Origin of the sequence: Loktanella sp. M215, from assembly GCF_021735925.1 — a bacterium.
Taxonomy (GTDB): Bacteria; Pseudomonadota; Alphaproteobacteria; order Rhodobacterales; family Rhodobacteraceae; genus Loktanella.
The window spans coordinates 54,805-68,544 of the sequence record NZ_WMEA01000006.1 but is presented as its reverse complement, the minus strand read 5'-3'; the positions used below and the strand labels follow the sequence as shown (position 1 = coordinate 68,544).

Annotated in this window: 12 protein-coding genes; 4 read left to right on the top strand and 8 right to left on the bottom strand. The window is 68.1% G+C overall.

The features are described from left to right. The first annotated feature begins 2 nt into the window (after positions 1-2). Both GLR48_RS23565 and GLR48_RS23560 read left to right on the top strand, forming a co-directional pair. Positions 3-3,017, top strand: coding sequence for a rhamnan synthesis F family protein (locus GLR48_RS23565; protein WP_237066387.1), 3,015 nt, complete (start codon positions 3-5; stop codon positions 3,015-3,017). Further along, positions 3,007-3,300: a hypothetical protein gene (locus tag GLR48_RS23560; protein ID WP_237066386.1), complete on the top strand. Its 294-nt coding sequence runs from the start codon at positions 3,007-3,009 to the stop codon at positions 3,298-3,300. The genes GLR48_RS23565 and GLR48_RS23560 overlap by 11 nt, the downstream gene beginning before the upstream one ends. Positions 3,301-3,314: 14 nt before the next feature. On the opposite strand, the gene GLR48_RS23555 is transcribed toward GLR48_RS23560, so the two are convergent. Further along, positions 3,315-4,019, bottom strand: coding sequence for an NAD-dependent epimerase/dehydratase family protein (locus GLR48_RS23555; RefSeq protein ID WP_237066510.1), 705 nt, complete (start codon positions 4,017-4,019; stop codon positions 3,315-3,317). A gap of 475 nt (positions 4,020-4,494) precedes the next feature. Between GLR48_RS23555 and GLR48_RS23550 the strand changes: the two genes are divergently transcribed. Together GLR48_RS23550 and GLR48_RS23545 are read left to right on the top strand one after the other, a co-directional pair. Continuing rightward, entirely contained in the window at positions 4,495-5,688 is a 1,194-nt protein-coding gene (locus tag GLR48_RS23550) for a sugar transporter (RefSeq protein WP_237066384.1), read from the top strand. Between the two features lie 3 nt (positions 5,689-5,691). Further along, the gene (locus GLR48_RS23545) at positions 5,692-6,360 is read left to right on the top strand and encodes an ABC transporter ATP-binding protein (RefSeq protein ID WP_237066383.1); all 669 of its coding nucleotides are present in this window, start codon (positions 5,692-5,694) and stop codon (positions 6,358-6,360) included. A gap of 33 nt (positions 6,361-6,393) precedes the next feature. Here GLR48_RS23545 and GLR48_RS23540 read toward each other — a convergent pair whose 3' ends face one another. The 7 genes from GLR48_RS23540 to GLR48_RS23510 all read right to left on the bottom strand — a co-directional run bounded on the left by GLR48_RS23540 (position 6,394) and on the right by GLR48_RS23510 (position 13,730). Then, complete coding sequence (locus GLR48_RS23540) at positions 6,394-7,326, bottom strand: hypothetical protein (RefSeq protein WP_237066381.1); 933 nt, start codon at positions 7,324-7,326, stop codon at positions 6,394-6,396. Continuing rightward, positions 7,323-11,312, bottom strand: a complete 3,990-nt coding sequence (locus tag GLR48_RS23535) for a glycosyltransferase (protein ID WP_237066379.1) — start codon at positions 11,310-11,312, stop codon at positions 7,323-7,325. Before GLR48_RS23535 ends, GLR48_RS23540 begins: the two co-directional genes overlap by 4 nt. A gap of 83 nt (positions 11,313-11,395) precedes the next feature. Further along, complete coding sequence (locus GLR48_RS23530) at positions 11,396-11,800, bottom strand: hypothetical protein (RefSeq protein WP_237066378.1); 405 nt, start codon at positions 11,798-11,800, stop codon at positions 11,396-11,398. Beyond that, positions 11,770-12,594 (bottom strand): sulfotransferase family protein, encoded by an 825-nt coding sequence (locus GLR48_RS23525; protein WP_237066376.1) that lies wholly within the window; start codon positions 12,592-12,594, stop codon positions 11,770-11,772. The genes GLR48_RS23530 and GLR48_RS23525 overlap by 31 nt, the downstream gene beginning before the upstream one ends. Before the next feature lie 213 nt (positions 12,595-12,807). After that, positions 12,808-13,098, bottom strand: a complete 291-nt coding sequence (locus tag GLR48_RS23520) for a hypothetical protein (protein ID WP_237066374.1) — start codon at positions 13,096-13,098, stop codon at positions 12,808-12,810. A 15-nt stretch (positions 13,099-13,113) separates the two neighbouring features. Beyond that, positions 13,114-13,365: a hypothetical protein gene (locus GLR48_RS23515; protein ID WP_237066371.1), complete on the bottom strand. Its 252-nt coding sequence runs from the start codon at positions 13,363-13,365 to the stop codon at positions 13,114-13,116. After that, a complete protein-coding gene (locus GLR48_RS23510; RefSeq protein WP_237066369.1) occupies positions 13,359-13,730 on the bottom strand; it encodes a hypothetical protein in 372 nt (123 codons plus the stop codon). Before GLR48_RS23510 ends, GLR48_RS23515 begins: the two co-directional genes overlap by 7 nt. Positions 13,731-13,740: the final 10 nt, after the last annotated feature.

The window sequence follows — 13,740 nt, the reverse complement described above, 5'->3', positions numbered from 1 at the left end:
GCGTGACACCGCTGCCTGAAGCGATCGCGCAGGCGGGCCTGTTAGATGCGCGCTGGTATGCGGCCGGGCATCCGGACGTCGCGCTGACCGGTCTCGACCCGGAGGCGCATTTCGCCCGCTTCGGCCTGCCGCTGGGACGCTGGCCCTGCCCCGACCTGCCGGCGCGCCTGGCCGGCCTTGATGGCGCCCTGCGCGCGCGGGTGGCAAAGGCCTACGGCCTCGACACCCCTGCCGCAACCCTGCGGGACGGGTCGAAGCAGGGGTCGCAACAGGGACCGGCTGGTTTCGACACGGCCTTTTACCTGCAGGCCAATCCGCACATCGACCACCGCAACTGGCGCCCCTGCGACCACTTCATGCAGGTCGGCTGGAAGGATGGCCGCCGTCCCAACCCCGATTTCGACGTGGTCTGGTACGAACAGACCCACGGCCACACCTATGATGCCGCGACCGTCAACCCGCTGGTCCACTACCGCGAGACGGGTGCCGCCCTCGGTCTTGCCACGATGCCGCCGCGCCCTGTCCGCCTGGATCCCGCAACCGCGCGGCCTCTGCCGGAAGCGCCGCGCCGGGCCTGCCTCTTCGCCGGATGGGACCCCGACGGCCGGATCGACGCCACGGTGCTGCGCTACCTGACGAACCTCGCACGCCATGCGGATGTCTTCTACCTGGCCGACTGCGACATGACTCCGGCGGAACTGGCCAAACTCGACGGCATAGCGCAAGGAGCCTGGGCGCGGCGTCACGGGGCCTACGACATGGGCTCCTACAGCCTGCTCGCGCGCGATCTGGTCGGTTGGGACCGGCTCTCCACTTATGATGAGGTGCTGCTGGTCAACGACAGCTGCTACCTGGTGCAGCCCCTGGACGCGACCCTGGCCATGATGCGGGACCGACCCTGCGCCTGGTGGGGGATGCAGGCGACCAAGGGCATGGCCGGCGCGCGGGCGCTGCAACCCTTTCCGGCGTCCGAGCGCCTGCCCATTGCCGAGATCCGCGGCGGCCTGATCGACCACTTCGAGGACGATCCGACCTACGATTTCCACATCGGCAGCTACTTCCTTGCCCTGCGCAGCGACATCGTCGCCGATCCGCGCTTCCGCCGGGTGCTGGACGCCGTGCGCCCGGTCCGCAACAAGCGTGTGATCGTGCGCCGTTACGAGGTCGGGCTGACCCGCTTCCTGATCGGGCTGGGCTATGCCTTTGACACCGCCGTGGACCACGTAACGCGGGACCACCCGGTCTACAGTGCCGTGGCCTTTGATTTGCTCGACGCGGGCTTTCCCCTGCTCAAGCGCTTCCTGATGGCCGCAAACCCCTTCGGGATCACGGCGACCGCCTATTGGGAGGCACAGTTGCCGCGGCTGGGCAGTGTTACGCCGGTGGCCGAGATCGCGGCGCATCTGGCGCGGGTCGTCCCGCCCGAGACGCTGGTCCTGAACCGCCAGATCATGGAACCCGGCTCAGCCCCCCCGCCACCGCTGTCGGACGCGGACTTCACCGCGCTCGATGCCGAAACGCCAACCTACGATCACTACTGGGCCTTCGTCGCCGCCGCGGGCGACGGGCGTCTGCCTGACGACGCTGCGCGGGTTCTGGCGGCGGTGGCCGACGATCCGCAGCGCGTCAAGGTGATCCTGACCCGCGGACGGGCGATACCGCAGGACGGCCACGCCATCGTCAGCCAGCCGCTTCAGTCGCTGGCCGGCCAGCAGATGCTGGCGCGCTGCCGGACCGTCTTCGTGAGGGGGGCCAACGGGGCGGATCTGGGCTGGCCTCTCGATTCGGGTCGTCACGACGTCATCGCGCAGGTGCCACGACCTGATGCGCCGTCCAGGCCGGACCCGCGCGCTATTCTGACCCAGGTCGCCGGGCGCGCGACGGGCTCCGCCCTGCTGGCGGGATACGCAAGACCGGACACCAAGACGCCGCGGTCGGTGGCCTTCCTCTACGATCCGCGCGCCATGGCGCGCAACCGCACGCGACTCTTCGCGCGGCTGGATGGCCTGCAGCAGTGCGGCTGGACCTGCGTCGCGATGGACATCGACCATGTCGCCCGCGACGTGCTGACCCGGGTCGAGGCGGTCTGCTTCATCGGTCTGTCGGCACCACTGGACCGCCCGCCTGCCCAAGCGGCCGCGGCGGCCCTGCACCGGCGCGACCTGATCGAGGCGGTGCGCGGCACCGGTGGCCTCGTGGTCTGCGACATCGACAGCCCGGTGGCCGCCTGGCCGGTCTTCGCCGGCAGCCCGCAGGTGCAGGACGCCCCGCTCAAAGCCAATGCGCGGGCCTGGCACAGCGCCCAAACAGCGGAGCTGCTGGACCTGGCCGATGCGGTGACGGTCGCCACGCCGGACCTCGCGCAGATCATGGCGGGGCTGCTGCACCCTTCGCAGTCCATCCACGTCCTGCCGGGCAGCCTTCCCGCGGGTGCCATGGCGGCCCGGCCACGGCCAGCGCGACCGGGGCTCCACCTGTGCTGCGCCGCCGGCACCGCCCTCGCGGCGCGCGACCTTGCGGGCTGCCTGCCGGGCCTGCGCGCGGCGCTGGCGGATCACCCGGACGCCGTCCTGCATCTGGTCTGTGCAGAGGAGGCGGCGGCGATCGATCTGCCGGAGGGCCAGGTGCGCTGGCACAGGGCGATGCCCGAACGCATGCGCCAGACGTTCCTGGCCGGCATGGACCTCAACCTCATGCCGCTCGAGGCGACGGCCTTCAACGCGGCCTGCCCCGCGACACCCGTCCTGGAGGCGGCCTGCCAAGGCGTTCCGACACTGGGCAGCAACCTGCCCGCCCTGCGCGTCATGATCGACGACGGCGTGACGGGGTATCTGGTTCCCGACCCGCAGGACTGGGCCGACCGTCTGCGAGACCTCTTGCAAGATCCGGCGGCGCTGCGCCGGACCGGCGCGGCCGCGCGGCAAGCCGTCGTCGCAGCCCATGATCCGGCCCCGGGGGCGGCGCAGTTGTCCGACATCCTGGACGCCCTTTTGAAGGAGACCCGCAATGTCGGATGACACCGCGCGCCCTCGGACAACGCAGACGGGTCAGACCGCGCAGATCGAACGGCTGCGCGCGGATCTGGCCCGGCACCACGCGGAACTGGCGACACTGCAGCGCATGGTCCTCGAGATCGAGTCCGATCTGGCGGCCGCGCAGGTCCGCGAACAGAAGGCAACACGCGCCAGGATCCTGGCCGAGCGCCGGCTGGACGAGATCAGGACCAGCCTGCCATGGCGTCTCGCCTCTCCCCTGCGCGCGCTGCGGCGACGCCTACGGCCGCAGTCTCCATCCCGGTGATCCTGTCCCAGCGATCAGTTGCGCGGGATCGACCACCAGGCCGCCGTGCGGCGTAGCCCCTCGTCCAGCCCGATCGCCGGGGCCCAGCCCAGTTCGCGCCGCGCAAGACCGATCTCGAGCCTGTTGCGCTGCACGTCGACCGTCCGGCCGGGCGCATAGAGGATCTCGATCGGCCGGCCCGTGGCGGTCTGCACCGCGTCAAGCGTGTCACGCAGGCTCAGACTGGTGCCGGACCCGATGTTGAACACATTCTCGGCGCCGCGATACTCGGCGGCGGCGACGAATGCCTGCGCCACGTCCGCGACATGCAGGAAGTCGCGTTCCGCAGTGCCGTCACCCCAGATCGTCATCGGCGTTCCGGCGACGGTATGCTGCATGGCCGCGGCGATGATGCCCTGACCCCGCGCGGCGCGCTGGCCCTCGCCGTAGGGGTTCGATATCCGCAGCGACACGGTACGCATCGGGCGCAGGTCCGACAGCAGGCGCAGGTAATGCTCGATGGACAGTTTCGACACGCCGTAGGCATTGATCGGTCGGGTCGGATCGCCTTCCGACAGGCCGATCCCCGGTGCGGGGGAATGGCCATAGACGGTGCCCCCCGACGAGGCGAAGACGAAGGTCTTCACCCCGACGCTGCTGCAGGTCTCGGCGGCGGCGATCGACACCAGGACATGCGACCCGATCTCGGCCGACAGATTCGCCTGCGACGATCCGGGCAGGCTGGAGTTGGCCAGGAAGATGACGGTGTCGCAGCCGCTCGCGGTCGCGGCGACCAGCGACGGACCCGACGGTCCATTCCACGTCGTCCCGGTCGGCCGGCATCATGTCGAGCACATGGACCTGCGCGTCAGCGGCAAGAAAGGCCGCAACGACCTTGCGGCCGATGAAACCGCCGCCGACGACGACAAGAACCCTTTGAAACGTATCAGACATCGCGCGTCCTGCGTCAGTTATGTCTGTTGCATATCAAACCTCGCGGACATATGCACCACATCGCGATGAAATGGCGGATCGCCGCGTGTCGCGCGCCGCCGGGCGGCAGCGCCTTCGGAACAACGTCATGCGGCCCGTGTCCGCGCATCGACGTCCGGGGGACGCTGCGGTGCGGGCCGGATGTCCTGCCGCGCGATGCGCATGGCACCATTGCAAGCGGCACGATAGACAAGGGCAGCCACGGCACGGGAAGAGACCGCAATGACCGACACCACCACCGACGACAACCGCACGTTCCAGCGCCGCGCCCCGCACGAAGCCACCCCCTTTGCCGGACCCACGCGCGGGCGGCGGCGCCACAGGGTGCTGGCCGTCAGCTTTGTCATGATGGTCCTCTTGCCGATCCTGGCCTCGGGCTTCTACCTCTACACCCGCGCAGCCGATCAGTATGCCTCCACGCTGGGGTTCACCGTCCGCTCCGAGAACGGGGCCAGCGCAAGCGACATCCTGGGCGGCCTGAGCGCGAGCCTGGGCGGCGGCGGCAGTTCCAGCGACGCGACCATCCTCTACGAGTTCATCCGCTCGCAGGAAATCGTGCGCAAGGTGGGTGCCAGACTCGACCTGGAACGGATGTATAGCCGCCACGCCGAGACCGATCCGCTGCTGAGCTATCACACCGACGGCACGATCGAGGATCTGACCGAGTACTGGCAGCGCATGGTCCGGGTCTCCTACGACAATATCACGGGCCTGACGGAGCTGACGGTGCTGGCCTTCGACCCCGCCGACGCGCGGCAGATCGCCGAAGAAATCTACTCCGAGAGCTCGCGCATGATCAACGCGCTGTCGGATGTCGCCCGAGACGACTCAACCCGCTACGCCCAGCAGGATCTGGACCTTGCGCTCGAACGGCTCAAGGCGGCGCGAGAGGCGCTGACCGCGTTTCGGCTGGCCAACCAGATCGTCGACCCCAACGCGGACATCCAGACCCAGATGGGCCTGCTCAGCACCCTGCAGACCCAGCAGGCCAACGCGCTTATCGAGTTCGAGCAGCTGCGGGAGACGGCCAGCAGCACTGATCCGCGCCTCGATCAGGCCCGCCGCAGACTCGAGGTCATCGAGTCGCTGATCGCCACCGAGCGGCAGAAGTTCGGCAAGGGCGGCGGCGGCGAGGACGGCGTGGAATACGCCCAGACCATCTCGGATTTCGAACGGCTCACGGTGGAACGCGAATATGCGGAAACCGCCTATGCGGCGGCGCTGCACGCCCTGGATGCGGCCCGTGCCGCGGCCAACCGGCAAAGCCTCTATCTGGCGGCCTACATCACACCCACCCTGGCCGAGAAGTCGGAATACCCCCAGCGCGGCCTGATCCTGGGCCTGATCGCGTTGTTCAGTCTGCTGATCTGGTCCATCGCCTGCCTAGTCTACTATGCCCTGCGGGACCGGAGATAGCGGATGATCCGGTTCCGGAACGTCACCAAGACATTCGCGACGCCAGAGGGACGCAAGATCATCCTCCACGATGTCTCGACAACCTTTCCGTCCGGCAAGGCGGTGGGCCTGCTGGGGCGTAACGGTGCTGGCAAGTCCACGCTGATGGATATGATCGGCGGCACCGCCAGGCCCGACAGCGGCACGATCGAGACGACGGGAACCGTGTCATGGCCCGTCGGCTTCGCCGGCAGCTTCAACCGGCAGATGACTGGCGCGCAGAACACCAAGTTCGTGGCCCGCATCTACGGTGTCGATACCGAGGAACTGCTGGACTTCGTCAGGAATTTCGCAGAGCTCGGCGGCCATTTCCATGCGCCGGTGCGCAACTATTCATCGGGTATGAAATCCCGGCTGGCCTTCGGGATCTCGATCGGGATCCCGTTCGACACCTATCTGGTGGACGAGGTGACGGCCGTCGGCGACGCGGCCTTCAAGCGCAAGAGCCGCATCGCCTTCATCAACCGCATGAAGGGCGCAGGAGCGGTCTTCGTCACCCATTCCACGGCCCAACTGCGCAAGTTCTGCACCGCGGGCGCGGTGCTCGAGAACGGCAGACTGACCTACTACGATGACGTCGAAGAGGCGATCGCTCAGCATCATGAGAACATGGGAACCGACGAGGACGAGTAATCCCCGCCCTGTCATCGCCGTCCTGTCCCATCGTCAGACCGTAGGCCCGCCGGGCCTGTCGAGGTCCACACCGTAGTGGTCACGGACAGCCGCGTTGACGGCGGCATATTCCCCGATCAGGGCCGCACGTTCCTCCTCCGACAGGATCGTGTAGCTGCCCGACATGTCCTCGCCCACCGCGATCATCGCGTTCAGATCGCGAAGGAAGGCGGCACCCGCGTCGGGGCCGCCCGTCATGAAGGCCGCCTTCCACTGGTGCAGCACGTCGTTCCGGATCGACTGGTTGGCCTCTTGGCGTGGCCGGTGCATCAGGCCGGGATCAAGTCCGATGGCATCACAGAAATCACTGCAGACGTCCGATCCGCGCATCGCGGCGCGGTCGAAATGCCTGACGTGGATCCGGGCCGGGGTCAGCTGGGTCTCCACCCGGTGCAGCAGGTCGGCGTAGTCCAGGATGCCGCGATATCCCGACCGTCGGACGAAATGATCGAGGTCCGGCGTCGTGAGGAACCCCTCGGACATCAGCGACTGGTCGCCACGCTGCACCAGAATCTTGTTCTGCTGGTTGTAGAGCGATTCGACATACCTGTCCTGCCGGCGCAAATAGACGACGACCTCGACCTCGAAGCCGTCGAGCGCGGCCTTCAGCGAGGTGAAATCCCGCTGGCGGCTGAATTCCTCGGCCGACAGGATCGGCGTGCGGCCGCCGCGTCTGAGGTCGTGCCAGAACACGGCCGCCTCGGCGGCGGTCATGATCTCGAAGACGCTGTTGAAATCCGCGTAGGTGCCGGCGATGCAGTTGTGCCGGAATGGCGAGGTCCAGACCCCGCTTCTGGGCTGACGCGGCGAAGGTAGCGCTGGATAGACCATGCCCTGTTCGGCCAGCGCCTCCGCCGAACTGGCCAGCATCACCTGGACGCTGCTCGTGCCTGTCTTCTGCAGGCCGATGTGCAGAATCAGCTTCATGCGACCTCCCTCGACGCTCGGCCGGCGGCGTCGGGGATGCGGGCATAGGGTCCGGCGTAGCGATCGACCATCTTCGCGATGGTGAAATCCGCCGCGAAGCGTGCGCGGCTGGCAGCCGCCATCGCGGCGCGCGTCTCGGGCCGCGTGATCAAGCTCATCACCGCCGCGTGCAGGGCCTCCTCGTCCAGCCCCTCGCCCTTCAGCGGCACCAGCAGGCCTGCCGCGGCCTCGCCCGTGCCGATCATGTCGGGAATCTCTCCCGTGCGGGTGGCGACCAGGGGCAGGCCCACGGCCATCATCTCGAGCAGGATGAGCGGCATCGATTCACCCACGAAGTAGCTGGGCAGCAGGCCCACGTCGGCCAGCCGCAGATAATCCTGCAGATGCGTGACCTGCCCCGTCAGGTGGACATGGGTCGGCGCCTCGGCACGGGTTTCGTCGGCCAGCGGCCCTTCGCCGATCAGCATCAGATCGACCGCGTGACCTTCGGCATTGAGCCGCGCGGTCAGGCGCACTGCCTCGCGCCAGCCCTTGGACGCGATCGCCCGCGAGGCCAGACACAGAACCATGGCCTCCGGCCGCAATCCCAGACTCTCGCGGGTCAGGTCCAGCGTGGCGGGGGATACGGCGATGCCGTTGGCGATCTTGGTCAATCCCGGTGGTCGGCCGTAGGTGTCGAAGATCTGCAGGTTCTTGTCGGCGGTATGGACCCAGGTTGCCCGGTCGATCATCCGCCGCATCCGGGTGTCGAAAGTCCTGTCGATCTTCGGATTGGCGATGAAGGTCTCGTGGCAGCCATGCATGCTGATGACCCAGGGCATGTCCGCCGGCAGATGGTCGCGCTGCATGTCCACCCAGCGGTCGGCCCACCAGATCCCCGAATGTACGAGGTCGAGATCGAAGCGCCGGATCAGCGTGCCCAGGTCGGCACCCTCCGCATCGGCCCTCAGCAGCACCACCTCCGGCGCGATCTTGGCCAGCATCGCGGGATGCGGCGGCTGGTGCGCGACATCCAGCAGCACGACCCGCCCGCCGCGGCGCGCCCATTCGTTGGCAACAGAGATCGCGAAGACCTGTCCACCCCCCGGCGACAGGTCCGGTGCCACCATCAGCAGCGAGGGGATCGCCTTCTCACCCGGTGGCACGACTGGCAGGGCGGCGGGGTCCGGCACCCGAAAGCGAGCGATATCATCAGCCAGAAAGGCCGCAATCCGGTCGCGCGCGACCGCGTCCTGGCGGAAGGTGCGCCCCAGATAGCGCCGCACGGTCGCCAGCTCGTCGAAATAGCGCATCGAGCCTTCGAGCGCATGAGTCACGGTCTTGTCGTGGCGACGGTGGTCATTCATCACCGCAGCGGCAAAGCCGACCAGCCCACCCCGCATCGCCCGCACGTAGAAATACCAGTCGCCGCAAAGCCGCATCTGCGTCAGCTCCGACACGAAGGCATCCTCGGGGCGGAAGTTGCGGAACATCACCGCGCTGGCATTGGGCAGGGAATTGGCGATGCCCAGCCCGGCGTTGGCCTCCTCGTGGTCGGTGGCCGTGTAGTCATGGTCCCAGCGTCCCGCGTTGATCCGGTCGAGGTAGAGCGCGCGGTAGTCGCCGATCACGCGCCCGTCCGAGGTGATCGGCCGGGACGCGCAATAAGCCAGCCGGACGTTGCGGTCGTCGAACCGGGGCAGCAGCGTCTCCAGCAGATGCGGCGTGCAGCGGTCATCCGCTTCGGCCATCCAGATCAGGTCGGCCCGCGCCAGATCCATTCCGCGCAACCATTGCCGGAAGGGCGATCCGGAGTTCTGCGCGTTCACGACGAGCCGGGTGCCAGGCCGGGCGGCGGCGAAGGCCTCGAGCAGCGGGACCGACGCATCGGGAGAGGCGTCGTCCAGAAGGATGACCTCGAAATCCTGGAAGGTCTGGGCCGCGATCGAAGACAGTCGCTCGGGTAGATAATCCACGTAATTGTAGTTCGGCACGACGACGCTGACTTCGGGCGCAAGGCCCATGGCCTCGCGCAGGTGATGCAGCAGCAGCGGGCCCACGACGTCCATCGTGTGACGACGTGCGACCTGCGCCTGGCCCACCGCGCCGTCGGCCTGCCGCCGCGCGGGATCGGCGGCATAAAGTGCCACCGCATCGGCCATCGCCGTGGCGTCCATGTGGGGCACGGCGATGCCGCTGCCCTCGGCGACGAAGCCTTCGATGCCCCCCGCCTCGCGGAAACAGACGATCGGCTGGCCTGCCTGCGCGGCATAGAGCGCGACCAGCGGGAACGGATCCTCCTGCGAGGACAGCATGAACACGTCGCCCGCGGCGATCTTGCCGGGCACATCCGGCTCGTAGCCGGTGAAGCGGATCCGGTCCTGCAGCCCCGCGGCGGCGATGCGGGCTTCGCAGTCCGCGAGGTCCGGGCCGCCGCCCAGCCAGACAAAATGCGCGTCGATGCCGCGGGACAGCACCTGCTGCGCCGCCGCGATGAAGACCTCGGGGGACTTGCGCCAGTGGACGACGCCGCAGCCCATGACGACCAGTGCATCCGTGGCCAACCCCAGATCGCGGCGGGCGGCGGCGCGCCGGGCGGCGAAATCCGTCCGCTCCGGCAGGGCCTCGATGAAGCTGACCGCTTCTGCCAGCCGGTCGGCGTCGAAACCGTCGTCCGCCTGCAGGACCCGCATCACCCCGGGCCCGCCCGCAATCACCCGCGCCGCCCGCTTGCGGATCAGGTCGAACTGGGCAGGGAACATCTCCAGCACCTGCGGCAGCTCGTGGATGAAGGCCACGGCGGGCAGATCGGGGTCGGCATGGTCCAGCACACCGCCGCTGGCGACGGAATTGATGAAAAGTCCCCGGACATCCTCGCCCAGAAAGCGGCGCAGGGCATCGGTGCGGTCCGCCGCGGGCAGATCGCCCAGCACCAGAAGCGGCGCGACCTCGGCGAAACCTGCGCGCAGGTTCCCGCCCTTCATCGCGACGATCCGCACATCGAACCGGGTGCGGTCGCGCAGCCATTGCGTGAACTGGCGCAGGACATGCGGCGCACCGCCGACACCGGTCTCGTGCACCACCATCCCGATCACGCCGCGTCTGCCGGATACCGACAGCCGCCGCTCCCGCAGCAGGCTTTCGCGGACTTGGGTATAGAGAGGGGCCGCATCGGCGGCGGGGGCATCCGGCGCAGGCTTCGGGACGGCGCCGTCCGGCGCAGGATTCAAGGCCGCGCCGTCCGGCGCGGGGCGAAGCCCTTCGCGCCAGCCCTCCGACAGGTAGTGCGACAGCGGTTCCCGCACTGGCGCAACCGCGTCGAGATAGGTCCTCTGATACCAGTCCGCATCGAACAGGCGGTGCGGACGACGGCCTTCGCGCCAGCCTGCGGTGATGTAGTGCAGCCAGGGGTTCAGCCCTGCCACATCGAGGTCGGGGTAGCGCGTCCGGTAGTCGGCCATATCGAACAGCGGATGTGGCAGATGGCCCGCCGTCCATCCGAAGGTCAGAAAATGACTCAGCGGTTCCGTACCGCTTCTCGCGATCTCGGGATAGGCCGCAAGATACCATGACACGTCGAACAGCGGATGCAGCGTGTGACCGTCCTTCCAGCCCTGCTGCAGGTAATGCTGGATCGGCTCGACGCCCTTTTTCAGCAGCTCGGGATGCTCCAGCAGGTACCAGGCCGGATCGAACAGGGGGTGCGGGCTGCACAGACGGCGCCAGTCGCCATCGAAATAACAGCTCATCGGTTCGATCCGGGCCTTCGCCAGTTCGGGGCGCTGCGCCAGATACCAGGCCACGTCGAACAGCGGATGCGGATTGCGGCGCTCGGCATAGCCGTAGCGCAGGTAATGATCCTTCGGCCCCGGCTTGTAACCCCTGACGTCGGGATTGGCCGCAAGATACCAAGTGGCGTCGAACATGCGATCAAAGACCTGCCGCGCGGTCACGATCGGGGCGGTTCCGGCCGGATGCGCACGCTGGCCTTCGGTCCTAGTGCTCATCGGGAACTCCACTGAATGTCGAGGTTCATCGCAAACCCTGCCTTGTCGTTGTCACGGCGACCCCCGTCGCCCGGCGAGCCAGCCTAACCCCGCCCCGTCACCCGGCGCAAACCCAGCACAACCCCGCGCAGGGGTGCCGTCAACCGCCAAGAGGTGCTGACGGTCATCGCGCGCAGTTTCCGTTCGGCCGCGTCGCGCTGCTTGCGGGCGTCGGACACCAGCGCATCCGCATGGGCATTGCTCAGGCGCAGAGCCGTCGTCAGCTGGTCGCGTGTGGCCTGCAGCGCCTGCTGATGCCGGTTGCGCAGATCGCGCAGCAGCGCCTGCCTCTCGTCGCGCAGGGCATCGCGTTCAGCCGCCATGGCGTTCTTCAGGGCATCACGCTCGGCCGCCACGGCATCTCGGGCCGCCTCGGCTTGCGCCAGCCGTCGGGCCAGCGTATCCGTGCGCCCGCTCTCTACCGCAGCCGAAAAGGCCGGGGTCGCCACGTCGAAGGCCGCCCGGATCCCGTCGAGCGTCGCATGGTCGGCCGCGTCCTCGCCCTGCGCGCTCCAACGTTCCAACGTTCCAAGATCGCGAAGGTGGTGGCGACCCAGGGCGCCAGCCGCTGCCGGTCCGAGGCATGGTCGTCGCGGGCCTGCATATGAGACAGGTCGCGGTCGAGAAAATCGTCGATCTCCGCCGCGGCCCTGTCCGACTGGCGCGGCCATACCAGATCGAGGCTCTCGCCCGCGTTACGTGCAACCGCACGCCAGTCCTGCATCAGCCGGGTATAGGAGGTGAAGTGTCGGACCTGCCCGCGGGTGGAGGCTTCTGCCGTCAGCACGTAGCGAAGCCACAGCAGCTGCCCGTAGCCCTGGTCATAGCCCGCCCAGTGGTCAAGCGACTGCGCCACCTCCAGCGGGTGACGATGGGTGTGCAAATAGCGCGGGGCGTAGCCCGCCGCTTCGAGAACGGTCTCCCAGAACGGCACGAGCATGCACATCCGCGGATCCTTGATCACCGGAAAGGCCGCATCGCCGTAGACGGCCTCCAACTGCGCCATCGCCCGCGTCCGACCGGCCTGTGCCTGCGGGGCGCGGAACCAGCTGTCGCTGAAAGGCTGCCAGGTGAACCAGCTGGACCCGGCGGATTGCATCAGCTCGTCGTTCATCTGACTGATGCCGCCGGATTCGTAGAAACCCTTGGCATTCATCGGCGCGGCCTCCAACAGGTCGCGCGGCACGTCGCATCCCAGACGGGCCAGCATCCCGGCCAGCGCGGATGTCCCGGACCGGTGCATCCCCAGAACGACAACGGCGATACGCTAGTCCGGCCGGGTCGCCTGCTCTGCTGTCACCGAAGGGTCCCTCACGTCGTTACATGCGGCGCCGGCGATCCGTTCCGCCGTCCCGCTGGAACGGCTTGCGGGGGTGGCCACAGTCGTCGGTCTCGGCATTACGGTCTGATCCCATGAATGTCAAAGGTGCCGTCGGCCCGGGCGGGGAATCCGCGATCATGGGGTGCCGGTGGCTGAAATGCGCAGGCCGCGCGCCGTCATCGTCGCCAGCAGGGTCGTCGCCTCGCGCAGATAGCCTGGTCGTGCCGCGGCCCACATCGCGGACAGCGCAGCCCCCTGCAGACCCGAGGCATCGCCCTCGCGCATCCGCCACAGGGCAAAGGCGGTCTGTTCCGTGACCTTGGCCGCGCCCGCGTCCGTCGCTGGGCGTGGCGCGGGCGCGGGCGCGGGGGTAGCGGATGCCGCGGGAAGGGCATCCTGTGTCCGGGCCGAGGCGGTCTGATCCACCAGGCGGGTCCACATCTACGCAAAGGCGGGATCGGGGCTTTGCGCCCGGCCCGCGGCCAGGGGAAAGGCCAGAAAATGCGGACGCCGGCCGTCAGGCACCTGTGCCGCGATGTAGCGTTCCGCCATGCCGGTCAGGATCGCGGCAGGCCTGACCGCCGACACCAGCTCATGATGGAAATGAGAGCTGCGCACGAAGACGATGCTGTCCCAGTAGAAGATCAGTTCGTCCAGCAGGCAGCGGAAAAAGGAATCCCCGAAGATCAGCAAGGTGCCGGTGCCGGCAGGCGCATGCGCTTCTCGTGGCGCTGCGGCACGCATTGCACGCCCAGGTCGCCCACCACCGTCGCGGTCCGGGCGCTGGCGACACGGGCTGCGACATGTTCCGGTTCCTGCCGGCCCAGCATGACCCGCGCCACCTCGGCCGCAAGATGCAGGTGGCCCAGATCGCTGTAATGGCTATCGGTCAGCGTCTGCCGGTCGGGATGGTCTTGCAGCAGTCCGATCGGGTAATGAACGTCCGCCGTGTCTCCGTCAAAGCGGAAACTCGTCTCGTAGACGGACCGGACCTGCGACAGGTCGAGACCGCCCTGCCCCGCCGCCCCGCCCTGCGGCGCGGACAGCCTGGCCAGCACGATGGCATCT

What these genes read in the sequence shown, in the direction of transcription:
- GLR48_RS23550 (WP_237066384.1), top strand. Translation starts at nt 4,495, where the DNA reads ATGACCGACACCACCACCGACGACAACCGCACGTTCCAGCGCCGCGCC.
- GLR48_RS23525 (WP_237066376.1), bottom strand. Translation starts at nt 12,594, where the DNA reads ATGCACCGGTCCGGGACATCCGCGCTGGCCGGGATGCTGGCCCGTCTG.
- GLR48_RS23535 (WP_237066379.1), bottom strand. Translation starts at nt 11,312, where the DNA reads ATGAGCACTAGGACCGAAGGCCAGCGTGCGCATCCGGCCGGAACCGCC.
- GLR48_RS23540 (WP_237066381.1), bottom strand. Translation starts at nt 7,326, where the DNA reads ATGAAGCTGATTCTGCACATCGGCCTGCAGAAGACAGGCACGAGCAGC.
- GLR48_RS23545 (WP_237066383.1), top strand. Translation starts at nt 5,692, where the DNA reads ATGATCCGGTTCCGGAACGTCACCAAGACATTCGCGACGCCAGAGGGA.
- GLR48_RS23560 (WP_237066386.1), top strand. Translation starts at nt 3,007, where the DNA reads ATGTCGGATGACACCGCGCGCCCTCGGACAACGCAGACGGGTCAGACC.